The sequence below is a fragment of the Rhodococcus sp. O3 genome (assembly GCF_048897285.1).
In the GTDB taxonomy this organism is placed as follows: Bacteria; Actinomycetota; Actinomycetes; order Mycobacteriales; family Mycobacteriaceae; genus Rhodococcus.
In genome coordinates this window covers 1-20,151 of record NZ_JBMBTE010000016.1, presented here as the reverse complement: position 1 = coordinate 20,151, position 20,151 = coordinate 1, and the positions used below count along the sequence as shown (strand labels likewise).

The window sequence follows — 20,151 nt, the reverse complement described above, 5'->3', positions numbered from 1 at the left end:
AATGTATCCGGGTCGCTACGCCGCCACCACCCCGGACCGTCCGGCGGTACACGAGGCCGCGACCGGACGCGTGATCACCTATCGTGAGCTCGAGGACGCGTCGGTACGGTTCGCGCACTGGCTGCGCGAGCACGGTGTCGGGGTCGGCGACCACATCGCCGTCCTCACCGTCAACGATGCCACGGTGTTCGAACTGTACTGGGGCGCAGTGCGTTCGGGTGTGTACATCACGCTGGTCAACACGCACCTCGCGCCCGCCGAGGCGGCGTACATCGTCGACGACTGCGACGCGAAGGTGCTCGTTGTGTCCGCGCCCCTGGCGCAGCTCGCCGACGACATCGTGCCGCTCACGCCGAAGGTGGCGCACCGCCTGGCATTCGGTGGTCCGGTGCCCGGCCACCTCGTGTACGAGGACGAGGTCGTGGACCTGTCGACGGTCCCGCCCGCCGACCAGCCCCGCGGCAGCGACATGCTGTACTCGTCCGGAACCACCGGTCGTCCGAAGGGCATCCGGCCGTCCCTCAGCGGCGCCCAGGTCGACGACGAGCCGGGGCCGCCGCTACTCAACACGGTGCGGGGCTTCGGATTCGACGAGAACACCGTCTACCTGTCGCCGGCGCCGATCTACCATGCCGCGCCGCTGCGCTACGGTGTGTCGACCCAAGCGCTCGGCGGGACGGTCGTGCTCACGGACCGGTTCGACGCCGAGCGCTGCCTCGAGTACATCGAGCGGTACCGCGTTACCCACAGCCAGTGGGTGCCCACGCATTTCGTTCGGATGCTGAGGCTTCCGGAGGAGGTGCGGGACCGATACGACCTGTCGTCGATGAAGTGCGCGCTGCACTCGGCGGCGCCGTGCCCGGTCGACGTCAAACAGGCGCTCATCCGCTGGTGGGGTGAGATCGTGTACGAGTACTTCTCGTCCACCGAGGCCATCGGCAGCACGGTGATCACCCCGCAGGACTGGCTCCGTAAACCGGGCAGCGTCGGTCGGACAGGCGGGCCGGGCACACTCGGCATCGCGCACATCTGCGACGAGGCGGGGAACGAGCTTCCCTCCGGGGAGACGGGAGTCCTGTACTTCGAGCGGCAGGACTATCGGCTCGAATACCACAAGGATCCCGAGAAGACCGCACGCACAAGGCATCCGGTCCACGAGAACTGGATGACGACCGGCGACCTCGGTTACCTCGACACCGACGGCTTCCTCTTCCTGACCGGACGCGACAACTTCACGATCATCTCGGGCGGCGTGAACATCTACCCGCAGGAGATCGAGAACCTGCTCGCACTGCACCCGGCCGTCGCCGACGTCGCGGTGGTCGGAGTGCCGGACCGCGATCGCGGCGAACGGGTGGAGGCATTCGTCCAGCTCGTTCCCGGTGTCGCCACCGGCGACGACCCCGAACGCGACATCATCGACTACTGTCGCGACCGACTGTCGTCGTTCAAGTGCCCCCGCCGGGTGCGGTTCGTCGGCGAGCTGCCGCGCACCCCCACCGGCAAGATGGTCAAGGGTGCGTTGCGGGAGCTGATCGACACGTACGCGGATGCCGAGGCACACTGATGGCACTGTCACCGCGGCAGCGGATGTTCGTCGAGGTGGGACGAAAGGAGTTCGTCCGCAACGGATACGGATCCTCGTCCATCCGCACCATCGCGCAGGAGGCGGGCGTGAGCCTGTCCGCCCTGTACTACCACTACAAGAACAAGCAGGATCTGCTGCTCGCCATCCTCATGGACGGCGTGGACACCTACGACTCGCTGTGGGAGAAGGCGCTGGAAGCCGCCGGCGACGACCCGGTCGAGCAGTTGCGCGCGTTCGTCCGTGCGAACGTCGAATTCCGCACGCAGTTCCCCGAACACGGGCGCATGATCGCCACCGAGATCCGCAACCTCGAACCCGAAGGCGCACGGCTCTACGACGAGCGGCGACGGGTGGGGCGGCAGCGGATCCGCACGATCATCGACGACGGTGTCGCGGCGGGGGTCTTCACGACGAAGTACCCGGACGACTGCCGCAAGTCGATTCTCGCGATGACGGCAGCGATCGCGAACTGGTACGACCCGAACGGACCCGACACGCCCGCCGAACTCGGCGAACGGTACGCGGAGATGGCATTGAACCTCCTGTGCCCCGGGGAGATACCCGAATCGTCGGCCGGGAAGAAAGGTTAGGACATGAGTACGAAACTGGTGCCGCCGGCCGGCGCCCCCGATCCTGCGCTCGCGGAACTGCGGACCGAGGTGCGGGAGTTCCTGCACGAGCAGATCGAGAAGGGGGTCTTCACCCCCGGTATCGACACCTGGCTGACGCGGTGGAATCCCGATTTCACGCGGGCGCTCGCCGCGAAGGGCTGGATCGGCATGACGATCCCCACCGAATACGGCGGGCACGGGCGCACGTTCATGGAGCGGTTCGTCGTCACCGAGGAACTGCTGGCGGTCGGTGCCCCGGTCGCGGCCCAGTGGGTCGCGGACCGGCAGGCCGCGCCGTCGCTGCTGAAGTACGGCACCGAGGAGCAGAAGCGGCGGTTCCTCCCCGGCATCGCGGCCGGTGAAATCTGCTGGGCGATCGGCATGTCCGAACCCGACTCCGGTTCCGACCTCGCGAGCGTGAAGACCCGCGCGACGCAGGTGGACGGCGGCTGGCGCATCAGCGGCACCAAGCTGTGGACCTCCGGTGCGCATCACGCCGACGCGTTCTTCGCGCTGGCCCGGTCCGCGCCGCTGGACCCGGCGCACCGGCACGACGGGCTCAGCCAGTTCATCGTGCTGCTGGACTCGCCGGGCGTGACGATCCGCCCCATCCTGTCGATGTCCGGTGAGCACCACTTCAACGAGGTGCTGCTCGAGGACGTGTTCGTTCCCGACGATCTGGTGCTCGGCAGCATCGGCTCCGGTTGGGAGCAGGTCACCAGCGAACTGGGCTTCGAGCGCAGCGGGCCGGAACGATTCCTGTCCACGTTCGGCCTGCTCGAGGAGCTCGTGCGCGGCGCGGGCGCCGGCAGCGTCGACCGCGATCCGCGGATCGGCGCGTCGATCGGCCGGATCGCGGGGCTGCGCCGCATGTCGCGTGCCGTCTCCGAATCGCTGCAGCGCGGTGAGGACGCGGCCCTGTCGGCGTCGGTCGTGAAGGTGCTCGGCACCGGGCTCGAAGGCGACATCGCCGAACTCGCCGACGAACTCGTCGGCTACGGCCCCGGCGACGACCAGCTCGCGCAGCTGGTCCGGGCGGGTGTGATGCAGCGACCCGGTTTCACGCTGCGCGGTGGCACGAGCGAGATCCTGCGCGGGGTCGTCGCACGAGGATTGGGGTTGAGATGACGCAGTCGACCGAATTGCTGGACTTCGAGAAGATGCTCGCCGACGTGCTCACCGCCGGCGACGATCACCGGATCGGGGAGGTCGTCGAGCTCGACCGCTCGCTGTGGACCACGCTCGCCGAGCTCGGCCTGACCCGGCTCACCGGTGACGAGGCCACCGGTGGCAGCGGTGCCGGCTGGACCGAGGCCGCGCTGCTGCTCACCGCGGCCGGTCGTGCCGCCGCGGCCGTCCCCGTCGCCGAACACGATCTGCTCGCCGGATGGTTGCTCGAACAGGCCGGCCTTCCCGTCGGCGACGAGGTGCGCACCGCCGCGGTGCTCGACGCCGACGGGCAGGCCCGGTACGTGCCGTGGGCGCGCTACGCGGATGCCGTCGTCGTGCTGTGGCAGGGCGCCGACGGATGGTCGGTGGCCGACGTGCCCCGCGACCGCATCGAGCTGACCGAAGCGGTCAACCTTGCCGCCGAACCCCGCGACCACGTGCGGATCGATCTGTCCGGGTTGTCGGGAACGTCGGTATCCGACACCGTCGCCGAGCACTTCCGCTACCGCGGTGCGCTGGCCCGGGTGCTGATGTCGGCCGGCGCGATGGACCGCATCCTCGAACTGGTCGTCGAACACACCACCGCCCGCGTGCAGTTCGGTCGCGCCCTGGGCAAGTTCCAGGCCGTCCAGGCACTGGTGTCGGATCTGGCCGCCGAGGCGGCACTCGCGCGGGCCGCCGCCGACGCCGCGGTCGATTCCGCCGTCGAACGCGGATTCGGCGATGCGGCAACACGATTCGACATCGCCGCGGCGGTGTCGTGTGCCGGGCATGCGGCGGGGAAGATCGCGCGGAACGCGCACCAGGCGCTCGGCGCGATCGGTTTCACGATGGAACACGAACTGCACCGGCACGCGAACCGGATCCTGTCGTGGCGCAGTGAATTCGGATCCCTCGCGTCGTGGGACGCGGAACTGCTCGACACCGCGGTCGCGTCCGGCGACGTGTGGGCGTTGCTCACCGGAGGTTCCGCGTAGCTGCCCCGGCGGCCCGGGTGCGACTGGCAGAATGAAACGGCCGGTCGCATCCGGGCCGGTTTCGCTCGCCGGAAGGACCTCGACGATGGCGCACGTGAATCTCGGTAAGCAGCACCCGGCCCCGTACAAGAGCGTGCTGACGCTGAACAAGGAGGTCGAGGAGGCCGTCGCTGCGGCCGGACTCGATCCGAAGCTGGCCGAACTGGTGAAGATCCGGGTGTCGCAGCTCAACGGATGCGCGTTCTGCCTGCGCATGCACACCCGGGATGCGTTCGACAAGGGCGAGACCACGGACCGTCTCGCGGTCCTTGCGGCCTGGTGGGAGTCCCAGTACTTCACCGAACAGGAGCGGGCCGCGCTCGCGCTCGCGGAGGAGGTCACGCACCCCATGGAGCCCGGTCGTCACGAATGGGACGACGGTTCGCTCAGCGACGAGCAGGTCTCCGCGATCACGTGGCTCGCGATCGTCATGAACGCGTGGAACCGCATCGCGGTCCGCAGTCACTACCCCGTGGCCCCCTGACCCGTGCGCGTTTTCGGTAGCACCGGCCCTACCGAAAACGCGCACGAGGGGCGGGGTCAGCGCAGGTAGAGACGCACCTTGTCGATCTCGTCGCGCAACAGGTGGATCTCGTGGGCGGTCGGAGGCTCGGTCACGGTCAGAGTGTCCGACACCTTCAGATCCCAGCCGGTCGCGGCGCGCACCTCGTCGACGGTGACGCCTTCGTGCACGCTGGTGAGTTCGAGTTCGTCGAACGGACCGCTGCGGGAGAGCACACCCAGGCTCGTGAACACCTTGGTCACGCCCCGGCCGCGCGGCATCATCCCGACACCGGCCTCGCGGGCGCGCACCGGGGACGGCGACGTGCAGAAGTCGAGCTCGGCGGGGAAGGAGCTCGGGTCGTGCCGGCGCATCACCACGAAGACCTCACCCGCATTCGGCATGATCTCGGCGGCGCCGCCCGCCCCCGGCAACCGCACGGTGGGCTTGTCCCAGTCACCGATGAGGCTGGTGTTCAGGCTGCCGTATCGGTCGATCTGGCCGGCGCCGAGGAACCCGACGTCGACGTTGCCACCCTGCAGCACGTATCCGAACAGCGACGCCATCGAGACGACGGACTCGGCACCGGACACCACCACCGAATCGGCGATTCCCTCGGCCATGGCTTCGGGATGTGCACCGCACACACCGGATTCGTAGATCAACTCCACGTCGGGGTTCGACGTGCGGGCCGCGAGGTCCACCGCCAGCGTCGGAAGTCCCACGCCCGCGAAGACCCGGGTCTTGCCGGCCAGGGCGCGCGCGGCGACCGAGACGATCAGCTCTGTCGTGGAGAAGGTTTCGGCAGCAGTCACTTTCGGCTCCCATAGTTGACGGTACCGGAATGGCGCGGTGCGACCTCGAGGTCGCTCCAGTAGTCGTCGCCGAGCTTGGCGAGGTAGGCGTCGTGGTCGGGGAGTTCGAAGACCCACTCCTTCAGCCACGTGCGCAGTGCCTGCGGGTCCTTGCTGATCGCCGTCCACCGGCGGTAGAACGCGCAGTCGCGGTCGTAGTAGCCCTGCGCGTAGGACGGGTGCGCGCCGCGGGGACACACGACGACGGCGTCCACCGCGTGGGACGGAATGAGCGTGCGGCTCGGGTCGGAACGGATCACGTCGTCGTCGACGATCTCCTCGACCACGACGATCGCGTGTTTCGCGGCATACACCGCTTCCTGCTGGACACCGGCGATGCCCCAGATCTGGACGTTGCCGGATCGGTCGGCGCGTTGCGCGTGAATGATCGTCACGTCCGGATTCAGCGGCGGCACAACGTAGATGCTGCCCTCGCCGTACGGGTCGTCGACGAGACGGATCTGCGGGTTGAGGGCGGGCAGGTCGCTGCCGGCGTAGGAACGCAGCGGGAAGAACGGCAGTCCGGCCGCGCCGGCCTGGTAGCGGCACACCATCCCGTAGTGGCTGTACTCCTCGACCTCGAGCTTCACGGGGTCGTGCTTCTCGATGCGTCGGCGAATTTCGTACAGCGATCCGGCGGAGCCGCTCGCGAAGAACGACGCGACCAGCTTCGAGACGCAGTCGGCGGCGATGAGCTGGTCGGAGATGATGTCGGGCGTCATCCGGCACAGGGTCAGGTCCTTGCGACCCTGGCGGATGATCTCGTGGGCGGCCGCGAACGGGATGAGATGCGAGAAGCCTTCGAGGGCGACCGTCATCCCGTCCTGCACGTATGTGGCGACGGCGTCGCTCATCGTCATGACTTTGTCTGCGGCCATTGCGAACTCCTGCTCGTTCTCTGCTGTCCTACGACTGTGACATGCGCAATAGATGCAGTCCAATACAAAGTGTTGCCTGCTCTGATATCAGAAGAGGAATAATCTGGAGTGGTGGAGATCCATGAGATCAGAGCCTTCCTCGCGGTCGCGGAGGAGCTGCACTTCGGGCGTGCCGCGCAGCGTCTGCACATGGCACAGCCCCCGCTCAGCCGCACCATCCGGCAGCTCGAGAAGGGGCTCGGGGCAACGCTGTTCGAGCGCAGCACGCGCAGCGTCCGGCTGACCGAGGCGGGACGCGCCCTCGTCGAACCGGCTCGTGCCATCCTCGACGCGGTACGACTGGCGGAGATGGCGGTCACCGCCGCCGGACGCGGCAGGACCGGGCGGGTGCGGATCGGGTTCGCCGGCTCGTCGTCGCATCACCTGGTGGGCAAGTGGGCGAAGCTGGTGCGACGTACCCACCCCGGCATCGAATTCGTGCTCGCCGGGTCGAGTTACGCAAGCGAAGTCGTGAACCGGCTTGCGGAGGGCACTCTCGATATCGGCATCGTGCGACTGCTGTTCTTCCCACCCGGGATCGCATCGCGGGTCGTCGCCCGCGAGGACCTGGTGATCGGGCTCCCCCGCGAGCACCGGCTCGCCGGGCGGACGAGCCTGCGCCTCGACGAACTCGCCGACGAATCCTGGGTGATGCTCCCCGCCGAACCGGGATCGATGCTGCGCGAGCTGCTGCTGCGTCTCGCGCACGACGCCGGGTTCACGCCGCGGATCGTGCAGAGCGCACCGGATTCCCTGTCCCTCGCCGCGCTGGTCTCCGCCGATGTGGGCTGCACGCTGACGGTCTCGTCGGTGGCTCAGCACGTCGTCAACCCGGAGGTGGTGTTCGTACCGCTCGAGGGGCAGCCGCCGATCGACGTGCGGCTGGTGTGGCGGGAGGACGACACCAGCCCGGCGCTCGCGGAGGTCCTTAGGCTTTCCGAGGAGGCTCTGCCGACCCCGGGTGCTGCGGCTCAGCCGACCCCGGGTGCTGCGGCTCTGCCGACCGCGGGTGCTGCGGCTCAGCCGACCGCGGGTGCTGCGGCTCAGCCGACCGCGGGTGCTGACGACAGAGTGTCCTGACGCAAGCGAGCGGTGCCGGACCCGGGAAGGGTTCGGCACCGCTCGCTTGTGTCGGGTAGTTCGTCAGGCTCCGACGCGGACCCGGCCGGTCGACTCGGTCGCGGACTCGGTGCGGGTCGCGGATTCGGCCGCTTCCTGCGCCTCGAGCTCCAGCTCGGCCTCGTCGGCCTGCTCCGCCTTCGACAGGGACTTCGGGTCGTAGCCGGTGCGCTTGAGCAGAAGCAGGGTGCAGACCAGCGACACTGCGGCGTACGTTCCGGCGGCGATCGCGACGCCGGTGACGTTGCCGGAGCTGTTGAGCAGCCACTGCGCCAGGACCGGGGTGCCGCCGCCGACGATGAGCGAGCACAGCTGGTAGGCCGCGGACAGGCCCGAGTAGCGGATCTTCGCGGGGAAGGCGCGGGCCAGGAGGCCGCCGATCGCCCCGTAGAACATCGAGTGCGGAATCGTCGCCAGGCACATACCGACCGCGGCGATCGCGAACGTTTCGGTGCGGATCGCGTAGAACATGGCCGGCATCAGGAACAGTTCCGGGACGATCATCAGGCACATCGCGACGCGCATGTCGATCTTCGACACGAGCACGGCGCCGAACGGCTGCACGATGAACTGGACGACGAGTGCGATCGCGATGATGCCGAGGAACGTGCCGCGCTCGTATCCGAGTTCGCTTGTCGCCCAGGACAATGCGAACGTGTTCTTGAAGTAGGTGACCTGGGCGAGCGGCAGGGCGCCGGCGCCGAGCAGGACGAGCACCCAGTGCTTGCGCAGTACCTCGGCGATCGGCAGCTTGACGGTCTTCTTCTTGGCCAGCACCGCCTTCATCGCGTCGGATTCTTCGAGCTTGAGCCGGATCACCATGCCGACGATCACGAGCAGGGCCGAGAACAGGAACGGGATGCGCCATCCGTAGAGCAGGAATTCGGGCGTCGGCATCGACGAGAGCAGGAAGAACGCCATGGTGGCGAGGAGGTTGCCGGCGGGCGAACCCTGCTGCGCGAATGCGGAGTACAGGATGCCCTTGCCCTTGGGGGCGTTCTCGCTGGCGATCAGGACGGCACCGCCCCATTCGCCGCCGACGGCGATGCCCTGCAGGACCCGCAGGAACACCAGCAGGATCGGCGCCCACATCCCGATCCGGTCGTAGGCGGGGAGCAAACCCACGCCGACGGTCGAGATACCCATCATGATCAGCGTGATCACCAGGGTGTTCTTGCGGCCGATGCGGTCGCCGAGGTGCCCGAAGATCACGCCGCCGATCGGGCGGGCGAGGAAGCCGGCCCACAGCGTGACGAACGCCAGGAGGGTTGCGACGCCCGCCGGGAGATCGTCGGAGAAGAAGACCTTGCCGAAGACGAGCGCCGCCGCCGTGCCGTAGATGTAGAAGTCGTACCACTCGATGGTGGTGCCGACGAAGGAGGCGATTCCGGCTTTGCGGGCCTTCTTCGTCACTTCCCGGTCGGTTAGGGACGCACTCATACCTCGTCCTCTCTTCTGGGGGGATGGGGTTCTCGGATGCCGAGCCGTATCCTGTGCTCCGCATCACAAAGAATTCCAGCGCGGACTGTGGCTGTCCAATACTTGATGGCGGCGTGATTGTTAGCGAACGCGTATCAATCGGTGTTGCTCACCCGTGTGGCCCTGCACGGAGCGCAGTCGGCGCCGGTGCGGACGCGTCTGGTACCTGTGAAAGATATGAGCGAACTCAGCGCGAAAGACAACGGATCGTCGGACCTGCCCTTGGCCGGCTTCACCGTGGTGAGCCTCGAACAGGCGGTCGCGGCGCCGCTCGCGACCCGGCACCTCGCGGACCTGGGTGCCCGGGTGATCAAGGTGGAACGGGTCGGCGACGGTGACTTCGCGCGTGCCTACGACAGCGCCGTGCTGGGGCAGGCCGCCCACTTCGTGTGGCTCAACCGCGGCAAGGAGTCGTTCGCCGTCGATCTGAAGGCCGGCGACGGGATCGCCGCCGTGAAATCCCTGATCGCCGGCGCCGACGTGTTCCTGCAGAACCTCGCGCCCGGTGCGGCCGAACGACTCGGGCTCGGCGCCGAGGAACTGCGCGCCGACCATCCCGAACTGATCGTGGTGAACATGTCCGGTTACGGCACCGACGGCCCGATGCGCGACCGGAAGGCGTACGACCTGCTGGTGCAGTCGGAGACCGGGCTGTGCTCGATCACCGGCACCCCCGAGACGGCCGTGAAGACCGGCATCCCCACCGCGGACATCGCCGCCGGCATGTACGCGCTGACCTCGATCCAGGCCGCGCTGCTGCGTCGTTGCCGCACCGGCGTGGGCGCGACGATCGACGTGTCGATGTTCGACGCGACCGCCGAATGGCTCGGTTACCCGATGTACCTGCAGATGTATCAAGATCGGCAGGTTCCGCGAATGGGACTGGCGCACACGTCGATCGCGCCGTACGACAAGTACCCGACCGCCGACGGCGAGATCCTCATCGGCGTCCAGAACGATCGCGGCTGGCGCACCCTCACCGATGTGCTGGGACTGCCGGAACTGGCGGACGATCCGCGCTACGCGACGAACGTCGAGCGGGTGCGGCGCCGCGAGGAGGTCGACGCGCTCGTCGGGGAGGCGACGAAGCAGTTCGCGAGTGACGTGCTCGACGAGAAGCTCGCCGCCGCCGGCGTGCCCGCCGCACGGTTGCGTGATCTGCGCGGGCTCATCGAGCATCCGCAGCTCGCCACCCGCGATCGGTGGCGCGAGGTCGAGACCCCGGCCGGTCCCATCCGGGCGGTTCGTCCGCCGATGAACTTCCGGGACGTCGAACTGCCGATGGGAGCAGTGCCCGCGCTCGGCGAGCAGACCGACGCTCTGCTGGCCGAGCTCGGCCTGACCGACGAGCAGGTCGCGGGGCTGCGGGCCGCCGGCATCGTCGGCTAGAGAATGTACGGCCAATCAGGGCCGGATTTGTGACGATTTTCGGTCACGAATCCGGCCCTGATTGCGTATTCGTCGAGATTCTGGGGCGTGCCCTGTTGACGTCGGCGGCCGCGTACCGAAAAATGGCCGTACAAATCGTGTTCCCGCTGAGGAGTAAACCCATGACCCGAGCGGCCCTCGTCGCCCCCGTCCGCACGCCCGTCGGCCGATTCGGTGGTGCACTCCGTGACGTGTCCGCCGTCTCCCTCGCGACCACCGTCGTCAAGGAGACCGTCGCGCGCTCCGGCGTCGACCCGGAACTGATCGAGGAGGTCGCGTTCGGTCAGTCCTACGCGAGCTCCGAGGCGCCGTGCATCGGCCGCTGGGCCGCCCTCGACGCCGGCCTGCCGATCTCGGTCGCCGGAATCCAGACCGACCGCCGCTGCGGCACCGGCCTGCAGGCCCTGGTCACCGCCGCGATGATGGTGCAGACCGGCGCCGCGAACGTCGTCGTCGCCGGGGGTGTCGAGTCGATGAGCAACATCGAGCACTACACCACCGGTGCCCGCTGGGGCACCCGCGCCGGCAGCCTGAACCTCTACGACCGCCTCGACCGCGGTCGCGAGCGATCGCAGCCGGAATGGCGTTTCGGCAAGATCAGCGGAATGATCGAGACCGCGGAGAACGTCGCCAAGCAGTGCGGTATCACGCGTGAGGACTCCGACGCGCTCGCGGCGGAAAGTCACCGCCGCGCCCACGAAGCCTGGGAGGCAGGGCGTTTCGACGACGAGGTCGTGCCGGTCGAGATCGTCGACCGCAAGGGGAACACCACCGTCGTCTCCCGCGACGAGGGCATCCGGCCCGACAGCACCGTCGAATCGCTCGCCAAGCTCCGTACCGTGACCCCGCACGGCGTCGTCACCGCCGGTAACGCAAGCCAGCAGAACGACGCTGCCGCAGCACTTCTCGTCGTCGCCGAGGACAAGCTCGACGAGTACGGGCTCGAACCGATCGGATTCCTGGAGGGCTGGACCGCCGCCGGCTGCGACCCCGCGACCATGGGTCTCGGCCCGGTCGCGGCGACCCGGAAGTTGTTCGACCGCAACGGACTCGGCTTCGACGACTTCGATCTCGTCGAACTCAACGAGGCATTCGCCTGCCAGGTTCTCGGTGTGCTGAAGGAATGGGGCTGGGACGACCGGGACCGCCTCAACGTCAACGGATCCGGTATCTCGCTGGGGCATCCGATCGGCGCGACCGGTGTGCGCATGACGGCGACCGCCCTGCACGAACTGAAGCGCCGCGGCGGCGGCCGAGCACTGGTGACCATGTGCATCGGCGGCGGCCAGGGCATGGCTGCCTCGATCACCACCGCATAGGACACGAGATGACGGACCGCGACTGGACCCTGTGGGCACGCTGCCGGGGCATGGACACCACGACGTTCTTCCCGCAGAAGGAGGACGGCCGGCTCGCGGCGGCGCGCGCCGAATCCGCGGCCAAATCGATCTGCCGATCGTGCCCGGTGGTCGCCGAATGCCGCGAGACGGCGTTGCAGGCGGACGAGACGCACGGCATCTGGGGTGGCATGACCTATGCGGAACGCCGCGCATACGCCCGCGCGCGGAAGCTGGGGCGCGTACTGTCCGCGTGACCGCTCGCCGCTACGGTGGGTTACCGGAGCGAATGTACCGTTCGTCTCCTTCAACCGACCGAGCGGTACATTCGCTCGGGGAATGCGGCGAGCACCGGACAGCGCGGACGCCGCGCGGAGAGTGTGGAAGGCACGCGGTGGGTGAGAACGGGACGGACGAGGTCGGTGCCGGCAGCGCACACGGAGCCCTCGACCGGAACACGGTGCTCGGCAAGGTCATGATCGTGCTGCACGCCTTCACGATCGACGACCACGGCGTGAGCCTGGCCGAACTCGCCCGCCGCACGGATATCCCGAAGGCTTCGCTGCACCGTATCGCCACCGATCTCGTCGGGGTACGGCTGCTCGAACGCACCCCGGCCGGATACCGGCTCGGCCGTCAGCTCTTCGAACTGGGGATGCGTGCCTCGGTGGAGCGCAGTCTCGTCGAGGTCGCGATCCCGTTCATGGAGGACCTGTACGAACGCACCCACGAAACGGTGCATTTCGGGATCCGCGACGGCATGGAGGTCATCTACCTGACCAAGATCGGCGGTCACCGGCAGGTCGGCGCACCGTCGCGGGTCGGCGGCCGGATGCCGTTGTACTGCACCGCAATCGGGCGTGCCCTGCTGGCGTGGGCGGAACCCGAGGTGGTGACGCAGGTGCTCACCGGCCCGCTGCCGCGCCGCACTCCGCGCACCGTCGCGACCCCGGGCATGCTGCGGCAGCTGCTCGACCGGGTGATCGCCGAGGGCGTGTCCTACGAGTTCGAGGAGTCCGCGCCGGGCATCGTGTGCGTCGGCGCGCCGATCTTCGAATCGGAGGGGCGCGTGGTCGCCGCGATCAGTGTCACCGGCCCGGTGACCGGGTTCCGGCCGCAGCAGCACGCCGCGTCGGTGCGGGCGGCCGCGGCGGGTATCGGTGCGACCCTCGCGCGGCGCGCGCACCTGTCCGAACAGCTCGACTGAGCTCAGCCGAGGCTGGTCACCGGGATCAGTCCGCGCGTGATCGCCGAGCTCTCGTCGGACAACAGGAACGAGATGACCTTCGCGATATCCTCCGGCTTCGACCAGTGCGTCGTGTCCGCGTCGGGCATCGCGGTCCGGTTGCCGGGGGTGTCGATGACCCCGGGCAACAGCGCATTGACGCGGATGCGGTCGGGCCGGTACTCGACGGCGAGAGACTGCACGAGCGACGCGACCGCTGCCTTCGAAGCGATGTAGGCGGCCGCGCCGGTGAACGGGTTGTTGGTCGCGGCCGCCGAGATGCACACCACGGAGCCGCCACCACCGCGGATCAGATGCGGCAGCGCCGCCTGCGTCACCGCGTAGGTGGTGCGCAGATTGAGGTCGATCTGGGAATCGAGCACCTCGACCGGAGCCTCGTGGACGCGCGGACCGGACACGAAGCCACCGACCAGGTTGACCACACCGAACAGCGGGGCATCGGGATCGGCGGCGGCGAGGTCGACGGCCGCTTCGAGTTGCGCCTCGTCGGACAGGTCGGCCTCGATGAGGTGCAGGTTCGGGTGTTCGGGGACGCGGTCGAGCTCCTCCTTGACGAGCCACGGCACGACGACCCGCCAGCCCGCCGCCAGCAGATGCGCGGTCACTGCGGAACCCAGGCCGCCGGTGCCACCGGTGATCAGTGTGGTGCGTGTCATAGTCGGCAGATTAGGGCATGGCAAGTCACAGTCGCGCGGCGGGTTCCGGCAGGTGGGCAGTGCGTCGCCCCAGCGGTGCGTGTACTTTCCCGCAACGCGCCTGCCGGTGACGTACGTTCGAGGCCATGAAGGATATCGAGGCCGAACGCATCACTGTCGGCGGATTGTCCGCGTTCTTCGCACGACCGCTCGGACGCAGCCGCGGCGGGATGCTGCTTCTCCCCATGATCACCGGCATCGGCGCGCAGGTCCGCGAATACGCGGAGGACATCGCCGGGGCAGGACTGACCGCGCTCGTGTGGGACCCGTTCCACGGGGTCAGCGACGACGATGCCCCGCGCGAACGCCTCGTCGAACTGATGAACGCCCTCGACGACGAGGAATGCATCGCCGAGATGCGCACCCTGCTCGACCACATGTTCGGCGAACTGGAACTCCAATCGGTCGGCGTGATCGGCTGGTGCCTCGGCGGACGTCTCGCCCTGATCCTCGGCAGCCGCGACGACCGACTCGCGAACGTCGTCGCCTACCACCCGTCGATCCACGACCAGAGGCCCCCGAACCAGACCGTCGATGCCGTCGACAGTGCCGGGCGGATCACCGCCCCGGTGATGGTGCTGCACGCGGGCGCCGACACCGTCATGTCACCGGCCACGTTCGCCCGGTTGCAGACGACCTTGCAGAACCGGGAGTCGGGTGCGACCGTCATGCACGTCTACCCGGGTGCCGAGCACGGTTTCAGCGTGCGCGCCCGGCACACGAACCCGGTCAACGCCGCAGCGTATGCGGTGTCCTGGCCACAGGTTCTCGAGTTCGCGGCCGCGACGACGGCGGGCGACGACCGGGGCAGGTTGCGTCCGTCCGGCTGAGGACGACGATGGAGAGTGCGCACGGCAGGTTCGGTCACACAAGGAAGTGAGACTCGCCTATGAGTTCGGACGTACAGAGTTCGGCAGGACGCAGCGCGGTGGGGGAACCCGACCGTAGCGATGAGGTGACCGCCCTCGAACAGGTGGTCATCCGCATCGCCGGCGACTCCGGCGACGGCATGCAGCTCGCCGGGGACCGGTTCACCGCCGAAGCCGCCGCGTTCGGCAACGACCTGGCCACCCAACCGAACTTCCCAGCGGAGATCCGCGCTCCACAGGGCACGCTGCCCGGTGTCTCCAGCTTCCAGATCCAGATCGCCGAGTACGACGTCCTCACGGCCGGCGACCGTCCGGACGTGCTCGTCGCGATGAACCCGGCCGCGCTGAAATCGAACATCGCGGACCTGCCGGCCGGCGGGATCCTCATCGTCGACATCGACGAGTTCACCAAGCGCAACCTCGCGAAGGTCGGCTACGACACCGACCCGCTCGCGACCCCGGAGTTCGAGCAGTACCAGGTGCATGCGATCCCGATGACGTCGCTGACCGTCGGTGCCGTGGAACCGGCAGGTCTCGGACGGAAGGACTCGCAGCGGTCGAAGAACATGTTCGCGCTCGGCGTGCTGTCGTGGATGTACGGACGGCCGATCGCCGCGGTGGAGGAATTCCTCGACCGGAAGTTCGCGGCCCGGCCCGACGTCGCGCAGGCGAACATCCTGGCCTTGCGCGCCGGCTGGAACTACGGGGAAACCACCGAATCGTTCGCCTCGCGATTCGAGATCGCGCCGGCGGCCCTGCCGTCCGGGACCTATAGGCAGATCACCGGCAACACCGCGCTCGCGTACGGGCTGGTCGCGGCCGGGCGGTCGGCCGGGATGGACGTCTTCCTCGGCACCTACCCGATCACCCCGGCCTCGGACATCTTGCACGAGCTGAGCAAACTCAAGCACTTCGGCGTGGTCACCTTCCAGGCGGAGGACGAGATCGCCGGGATCGGCGCCGCGCTCGGCGCCTCCTACGGCGGTGCGCTCGGCGTCACCAGCACATCCGGTCCCGGTGTCGCCCTGAAATCCGAGGCGATCGGCCTGGCCGTGATGACGGAACTGCCGCTGATCGTCGTCGACGTCCAGCGCGGCGGCCCGTCGACGGGCCTGCCCACCAAGACCGAACAGGCCGACCTGCTGCAGGCCATGTTCGGCCGCAACGGCGAATCCCCGGTCGCGATCGTCGCGCCGCAGTCCCCGGCCGACTGTTTCGACGCGGCGCTCGAGGCCGCGCGGATCGCCGTCACCTACCGCACCCCGGTGATGCTGCTGTCCGACGGCGCAATCGCCAACGGTTCCGAACCGTGGCGGATCCCCGACGTCGCGACGCTGCCCGCCATCGAACCGGACCTCGCGCGTGCGAACGGCGAGGGCGGCCACCTGCCGTATGCGCGGGACCCGGACACCCTGGCCCGGGACTGGGCGATCCCGGGGACGGCCGGTCTCGAACACCGCATCGGCGGGCTCGAGAAGGCGAACGGCACCGGCGACATCTCGTACCACCACACCAACCACGAACTCATGACGCGGGTACGCGCGGCCCGGATCGCCGGGATCACCGTGCCCGACCTCGACGTGGACGACCCGACCGGTGACGCGACCGTCCTCGTCCTCGGCTGGGGTTCGTCGTACGGGCCGATCGGTGAGGCGGTGCGCCGGATGCGGCGCGGTGGGCACGCGATCGCGCGGGCGCACCTGCGGCATCTGAACCCGATGCCCGCGAATCTCGGTGAGGTTCTCGGCCGGTACCGGCGGGTGCTGGTGCCCGAGATGAACCTCGGCCAGTTGTCGCTGCTGCTGCGCGCGCGGTTCGACGCGGACATCCAGCCCGTGACGAAGGTGTCCGGCATGGCCTTCCGGGCCGACGAACTGCACGACGCGTTGCTCGCGGAGGTCGCGGGCACTCTCGCCGCGACGGAGGACGCGAAGACCCGGGCCGCGGTCGCGGCCGTCGTGAAGAAGGGGGAGCGGGCATGACCGGTGGGATGCGAGTCGGTGCCGACCTCGGGTTGACGGAGCACGCGGGGTTGACGGCGCACGCGCACGTGCCGCACACCGACGAACCGCAGAAGCCCAAGGACTACACGTCTTCGCAGGAGGTGCGGTGGTGCCCCGGGTGCGGTGACTACGTCATCCTCGCGACCGTCCGGTCGGTGCTGCCGCAGTTGGGCATCAAGCGGGAGAACGTCGTGTTCGTCTCGGGCATCGGCTGCTCCTCCCGATTCCCGTACTACCTCGACACGTACGGTGTGCACTCGATCCACGGCCGTGCCCCGACCCTCGCGACCGGCTTGGCGGTGAGCCGGCCGGACCTGTCGGTGTGGGTCGTCACCGGCGACGGCGACAGCCTCTCGATCGGCGGCAACCATCTCATCCACGCCCTCCGCCGTAACGTGAACATGCGAATTCTCATGTTCGACAACAGGATCTACGGGTTGACCAAGGGGCAGTACTCGCCGACCTCGGAGACGGGGAAGGTCACCAAGTCGACGCCGATGGGATCGCTCGACGCACCGTTCAATCCGCTGTCACTGGCCGTCGGCGCCGAGGGCACGTTCGTCGCGCGCGCCCTCGATTCCGACCGGGCGGGTCTGACCGAGGTGCTGCTGGCCGCGGCGCAACACCGCGGCACCGCGTTCGTCCAGATCCTCCAGGACTGCCCGATCTTCAACGACGGCTCGTTCGACGCCCTGCGCAAGGAAGGCGCGGAGCACCGGCTCGTCCCCGTCGTGCACGGCAAGCCCATCGTCTTCGGCATCGACGACCAATGGTGCGTGGTGCGAAGCGGATTCGGCCTGCGGGTGGTACCGACGGCGGAGACCGCACCCGAGGACATCGTCGTCCACGACGCGTACACCGACGACCCCGAATACGCCTACGCGCTGACGCGGCTGTCGACGCACGATCTGACCTACACCGTCACCGGGGTTCTGCGCGCCGTCGCGCGGAACACGTACGACGACGGGGTGCGCGCACAGGTCGCACAGGCGCGGCAGGAGAAGCCCGCGGATCTGCAGGCGCTGCTCAACGGTTCCAATACGTGGTCCGTCTGACCCGGTGTGCCTTTGTGGCGGCTGGGACCGCCACAAAGGCACACCGGTGCGTCAGCGCACTTCGCCGCGGATCACGGTGGCGCGCACGCGATCCGCGTGCGGTGACGCCAGCACTTCGGCGAGAGAGCGATCGAGCAGCACCAGGTCGGCTTCGGCGCCGACACGGATCGTGCGGGCGGGACCGCCGGGGTCGTCCAGCGGTGCCAGGTACCGGTCCAGTGCCTCGCTCGGATCGATACGTTCTGCGGGCCCGACGATCTCGCCGGTCGGGCAGAGCCGGTCCGCGGCGGCGGCGATCACCTCCCACGGGTCGAGCGGGCCGTACGGGGCGTCGCTGGACAACGCCGTCGGGACGTGCCCGTCGATGAGGCTCCGGCACCGATACAGGTCCGGCAGGTCGCGCGGTTCGACGTCGCGCAGGTAGTCGTCGCCGCGGTGCGCCAGGAAACCCGGCTGGGTGACGACGGTCAGGCCGCGCCGCCGCAACTCCGTGACCGACTCCGCCGGGATCAACGCACCGTGCTCGATGCGGTCGCCGGGGACGGTGCCGGCCTCGTCGAGTGCGACGAGCAGGATGAGCAGGGCCTCGCGGGTGACGCAGTGCGCGGCGATCGCGCGGCCGGCCGTGTGCACGCGACGGATCGTCGCGACGAGGTCGTCGAGTTCGGGCAGGCCGGAGTCCGCGAGCACGATCTTGTAGGGCCCTGAGCTCAGGGAGTATGTGCACCAAGATGATTCGTGGTGGAGCGGTACCCCGAGCAGGCGCATCCGCTGGGGCACGATCCCGCGGAGGTGGGCGTCGACCAGCGCGTCCAGCGAACTCTCCGACAGATCGGGGGTGGCGTCGGTGATCCCCGTGATCCCGAATCTCGTCAGGTCGGCGCCGACCGCGTCCAAGGGCGGTGGCACGGTCGCGGGCAGTCGGTCGCGCAACCAGTCGTCCGCGCGCCACACCCGGCCGGTGGGCCGCCCCCGTTCGTCGCGTTCCACCCCCGGATGATCCGCCTCGTCGAGTCGGACCTGTGCGGCGGCGGCCGTGTTCAGCACCCACATCGCGCCGCTGCGGTGCTGGATCCGCACCGGCCGGGTGGCGTGGATCCGGTCCAGGCCCGCCGAGTCCAGCAGTCCGGCCACCGACTCGATGTAGCCGACGCCGCGGATCCAGTCGTCGCCCGGCGCGGCGGCGAGCGCATCTGCGAGGTCGCCTGATGAGCGCACGTGCGGCGGACCGCACCGTACCGACATCCGCTGTGCGGCAGCGGCATGCAGATGCAGATGGTGATCGTGCAGGCCGGGAATCAGGGCACCGCCGTGACCCTCGAGCACCTCGGCAGCGCCGGGTACGTCGAGCCCGGAACCGACCGCGACGATCACCCCGGCCCGGACCAGCACGTCGACACCGGGCCGTCCCGCGACCTCGACGTCGCGGACCAGCAGCGTCTTCATCGCCGGATCTTCAACTCGGACAGCACCTTGTCGGTGTCACGTCCCGATTCCGGCGCGAGACCCGACGGTGTGCGCAGTGCCGGATCGGCGACCGCGACGGCGCCGTTCGCGGTGTCCACCCACCAGCGCTCTCCGGACCGATATGTCTGCGGCACAACGGAATCGGAGTCGATGAGCGTGGCGGCGACGACCGCGGACATCGCAACATCCCACAGGTGCCCGCCACCCCCACTCGGTGCCGACATCGCGAGCGCGGCCGCGGTCAGTCCGGTCAGGGGATCGGCGATCGCGTCACCGACGAACACCGGTGTGCCACGGTCGTATCCGACCAGTCCCGCGGACGCGGCGACGTCGTCCCCGAAACCGACGCGGTTGCTGCCGCGCCCGTGCGCGGTGATCGACACCCAGGTTCCCCCGTCGGCGACGAACGCGTCCGCGTCGAGCCCGAATCCGGCGAGCGCGCGCGGCCGGGACGCTTCGATCACGATGTCCGCCGCCGCGACCAGACTGCGCAGCGCGTCGCGTTCGCCGGGCACGTTCGGATCGAGCACCACCGACTCGTGGCCGGCGTGCAGCAGCCGGTAGAAGTCGGGATTGCCGCGCCGCGCGCCGTCGGGCCGCCACGGGGTCTCCACCTTCACCACGCGCGCGCCGGCCAACCCCAGCAGATGCGAGCACAGCGGCCCCGCCCACAGAGCACTGAAGTCGACGACGAGCAGACCCTCGACCGATCGCGGCGCGGCCGGCACCGGGGGAACCGCGACCGGTGCGGCAACCGGCGCGGCGGCGACGCCCAGAAGTTCGGCGCGTTCGGCC

19 protein-coding genes are annotated in these 20,151 nt (G+C 69.0%); 13 read left to right on the top strand and 6 right to left on the bottom strand.

The window, feature by feature from the left end:
• Position 1: 1 nt before the first annotated feature.
• From ACN675_RS07525 to ACN675_RS07505, 5 genes are all read left to right on the top strand, one after another.
• Positions 2–1,567 carry an acyl-CoA synthetase gene (locus ACN675_RS07525; RefSeq protein ID WP_420750254.1) on the top strand — a complete coding sequence of 522 codons (1,566 nt, stop codon included), beginning with the start codon at positions 2–4 and terminating at the stop codon, positions 1,565–1,567.
• Positions 1,567–2,178, top strand: a complete 612-nt coding sequence (locus ACN675_RS07520) for a TetR/AcrR family transcriptional regulator (protein WP_420750253.1) — start codon at positions 1,567–1,569, stop codon at positions 2,176–2,178. Before ACN675_RS07525 ends, ACN675_RS07520 begins: the two co-directional genes overlap by 1 nt.
• 3 nt (positions 2,179–2,181) lie before the next feature.
• Positions 2,182–3,327 (top strand): acyl-CoA dehydrogenase family protein, encoded by a 1,146-nt coding sequence (locus ACN675_RS07515; protein WP_420750252.1) that lies wholly within the window; start codon positions 2,182–2,184, stop codon positions 3,325–3,327.
• Entirely contained in the window at positions 3,324–4,346 is a 1,023-nt protein-coding gene (locus ACN675_RS07510) for an acyl-CoA dehydrogenase family protein (RefSeq protein WP_420750251.1), read from the top strand. The genes ACN675_RS07515 and ACN675_RS07510 overlap by 4 nt, the downstream gene beginning before the upstream one ends.
• Before the next feature lie 85 nt (positions 4,347–4,431).
• Positions 4,432–4,869 (top strand): carboxymuconolactone decarboxylase family protein, encoded by a 438-nt coding sequence (locus ACN675_RS07505; RefSeq protein ID WP_420750250.1) that lies wholly within the window; start codon positions 4,432–4,434, stop codon positions 4,867–4,869.
• Positions 4,870–4,925: 56 nt separating this feature from the next.
• Here ACN675_RS07505 and ACN675_RS07500 read toward each other — a convergent pair whose 3' ends face one another.
• Positions 4,926–5,702: a CoA-transferase subunit beta gene (locus ACN675_RS07500; RefSeq protein WP_420750249.1), complete on the bottom strand. Its 777-nt coding sequence runs from the start codon at positions 5,700–5,702 to the stop codon at positions 4,926–4,928.
• On the bottom strand, positions 5,699–6,619 hold the full coding sequence (locus tag ACN675_RS07495) for a CoA transferase subunit A (protein ID WP_420750248.1): 921 nt from the start codon (positions 6,617–6,619) through the stop codon (positions 5,699–5,701). The genes ACN675_RS07500 and ACN675_RS07495 overlap by 4 nt, the downstream gene beginning before the upstream one ends.
• A gap of 111 nt (positions 6,620–6,730) precedes the next feature.
• Between ACN675_RS07495 and ACN675_RS07490 the strand changes: the two genes are divergently transcribed.
• The gene (locus ACN675_RS07490; RefSeq protein ID WP_420750247.1) at positions 6,731–7,738 is read left to right on the top strand and encodes a LysR substrate-binding domain-containing protein; all 1,008 of its coding nucleotides are present in this window, start codon (positions 6,731–6,733) and stop codon (positions 7,736–7,738) included.
• Positions 7,739–7,801: 63 nt separating this feature from the next.
• On the opposite strand, the gene ACN675_RS07485 is transcribed toward ACN675_RS07490, so the two are convergent.
• Positions 7,802–9,217, bottom strand: coding sequence for an MFS transporter (locus tag ACN675_RS07485; protein ID WP_420750246.1), 1,416 nt, complete (start codon positions 9,215–9,217; stop codon positions 7,802–7,804).
• A 216-nt stretch (positions 9,218–9,433) separates the two neighbouring features.
• On the opposite strand from ACN675_RS07485, the gene ACN675_RS07480 reads away from it, so the two are divergent.
• The 4 genes from ACN675_RS07480 to ACN675_RS07465 all read left to right on the top strand — a co-directional run bounded on the left by ACN675_RS07480 (position 9,434) and on the right by ACN675_RS07465 (position 13,228).
• On the top strand, positions 9,434–10,645 hold the full coding sequence (locus ACN675_RS07480; protein WP_420750245.1) for a CaiB/BaiF CoA transferase family protein: 1,212 nt from the start codon (positions 9,434–9,436) through the stop codon (positions 10,643–10,645).
• Between the two features lie 161 nt (positions 10,646–10,806).
• Positions 10,807–12,003, top strand: a complete 1,197-nt coding sequence (locus ACN675_RS07475) for an acetyl-CoA C-acetyltransferase (protein ID WP_420750244.1) — start codon at positions 10,807–10,809, stop codon at positions 12,001–12,003.
• Positions 12,004–12,011: 8 nt separating this feature from the next.
• Positions 12,012–12,278, top strand: a complete 267-nt coding sequence (locus ACN675_RS07470; RefSeq protein WP_420750243.1) for a WhiB family transcriptional regulator — start codon at positions 12,012–12,014, stop codon at positions 12,276–12,278.
• Positions 12,279–12,496: 218 nt separating this feature from the next.
• Positions 12,497–13,228: an IclR family transcriptional regulator gene (locus tag ACN675_RS07465; RefSeq protein ID WP_420750295.1), complete on the top strand. Its 732-nt coding sequence runs from the start codon at positions 12,497–12,499 to the stop codon at positions 13,226–13,228.
• Between the two features lie 2 nt (positions 13,229–13,230).
• On the opposite strand, the gene ACN675_RS07460 is transcribed toward ACN675_RS07465, so the two are convergent.
• Entirely contained in the window at positions 13,231–13,923 is a 693-nt protein-coding gene (locus ACN675_RS07460) for an SDR family NAD(P)-dependent oxidoreductase (protein ID WP_420750242.1), read from the bottom strand.
• Between the two features lie 125 nt (positions 13,924–14,048).
• On the opposite strand from ACN675_RS07460, the gene ACN675_RS07455 reads away from it, so the two are divergent.
• The 3 genes from ACN675_RS07455 to ACN675_RS07445 are packed head-to-tail and all read left to right on the top strand — an operon-like array spanning position 14,049 to position 17,889.
• On the top strand, positions 14,049–14,792 hold the full coding sequence (locus ACN675_RS07455) for a dienelactone hydrolase family protein (RefSeq protein WP_420750241.1): 744 nt from the start codon (positions 14,049–14,051) through the stop codon (positions 14,790–14,792).
• A gap of 59 nt (positions 14,793–14,851) precedes the next feature.
• Positions 14,852–16,813: a 2-oxoacid:acceptor oxidoreductase subunit alpha gene (locus tag ACN675_RS07450; RefSeq protein ID WP_420750240.1), complete on the top strand. Its 1,962-nt coding sequence runs from the start codon at positions 14,852–14,854 to the stop codon at positions 16,811–16,813.
• A complete protein-coding gene (locus tag ACN675_RS07445; protein WP_420750239.1) occupies positions 16,810–17,889 on the top strand; it encodes a 2-oxoacid:ferredoxin oxidoreductase subunit beta in 1,080 nt (359 codons plus the stop codon). Before ACN675_RS07450 ends, ACN675_RS07445 begins: the two co-directional genes overlap by 4 nt.
• Before the next feature lie 51 nt (positions 17,890–17,940).
• Here ACN675_RS07445 and ACN675_RS07440 read toward each other — a convergent pair whose 3' ends face one another.
• Together ACN675_RS07440 and ACN675_RS07435 are read right to left on the bottom strand one after the other, a co-directional pair.
• Entirely contained in the window at positions 17,941–19,335 is a 1,395-nt protein-coding gene (locus tag ACN675_RS07440; protein WP_420750238.1) for an amidohydrolase family protein, read from the bottom strand.
• A partial coding sequence (locus ACN675_RS07435; RefSeq protein WP_420750237.1) for a CoA transferase occupies positions 19,332–20,151 on the bottom strand: 820 nt, incomplete at its 5' end. The genes ACN675_RS07435 and ACN675_RS07440, both read right to left, overlap by 4 nt.

Bases quoted from the DNA above. Each gene is read 5' to 3' on its own strand.
- ACN675_RS07525 (WP_420750254.1), top strand. From the start codon at position 2: ATGTATCCGGGTCGCTACGCCGCCACCACCCCGGACCGTCCGGCGGTA.
- ACN675_RS07520 (WP_420750253.1), top strand. From the start codon at position 1,567: ATGGCACTGTCACCGCGGCAGCGGATGTTCGTCGAGGTGGGACGAAAG.
- ACN675_RS07515 (WP_420750252.1), top strand. From the start codon at position 2,182: ATGAGTACGAAACTGGTGCCGCCGGCCGGCGCCCCCGATCCTGCGCTC.
- ACN675_RS07510 (WP_420750251.1), top strand. From the start codon at position 3,324: ATGACGCAGTCGACCGAATTGCTGGACTTCGAGAAGATGCTCGCCGAC.
- ACN675_RS07505 (WP_420750250.1), top strand. From the start codon at position 4,432: ATGGCGCACGTGAATCTCGGTAAGCAGCACCCGGCCCCGTACAAGAGC.
- ACN675_RS07495 (WP_420750248.1), bottom strand. From the start codon at position 6,619: ATGGCCGCAGACAAAGTCATGACGATGAGCGACGCCGTCGCCACATAC.
- ACN675_RS07485 (WP_420750246.1), bottom strand. From the start codon at position 9,217: ATGAGTGCGTCCCTAACCGACCGGGAAGTGACGAAGAAGGCCCGCAAA.
- ACN675_RS07480 (WP_420750245.1), top strand. From the start codon at position 9,434: ATGAGCGAACTCAGCGCGAAAGACAACGGATCGTCGGACCTGCCCTTG.
- ACN675_RS07475 (WP_420750244.1), top strand. From the start codon at position 10,807: ATGACCCGAGCGGCCCTCGTCGCCCCCGTCCGCACGCCCGTCGGCCGA.
- ACN675_RS07470 (WP_420750243.1), top strand. From the start codon at position 12,012: ATGACGGACCGCGACTGGACCCTGTGGGCACGCTGCCGGGGCATGGAC.
- ACN675_RS07465 (WP_420750295.1), top strand. From the start codon at position 12,497: ATGATCGTGCTGCACGCCTTCACGATCGACGACCACGGCGTGAGCCTG.
- ACN675_RS07460 (WP_420750242.1), bottom strand. From the start codon at position 13,923: ATGACACGCACCACACTGATCACCGGTGGCACCGGCGGCCTGGGTTCC.
- ACN675_RS07455 (WP_420750241.1), top strand. From the start codon at position 14,049: ATGAAGGATATCGAGGCCGAACGCATCACTGTCGGCGGATTGTCCGCG.
- ACN675_RS07450 (WP_420750240.1), top strand. From the start codon at position 14,852: ATGAGTTCGGACGTACAGAGTTCGGCAGGACGCAGCGCGGTGGGGGAA.
- ACN675_RS07445 (WP_420750239.1), top strand. From the start codon at position 16,810: ATGACCGGTGGGATGCGAGTCGGTGCCGACCTCGGGTTGACGGAGCAC.
- ACN675_RS07440 (WP_420750238.1), bottom strand. From the start codon at position 19,335: ATGAAGACGCTGCTGGTCCGCGACGTCGAGGTCGCGGGACGGCCCGGT.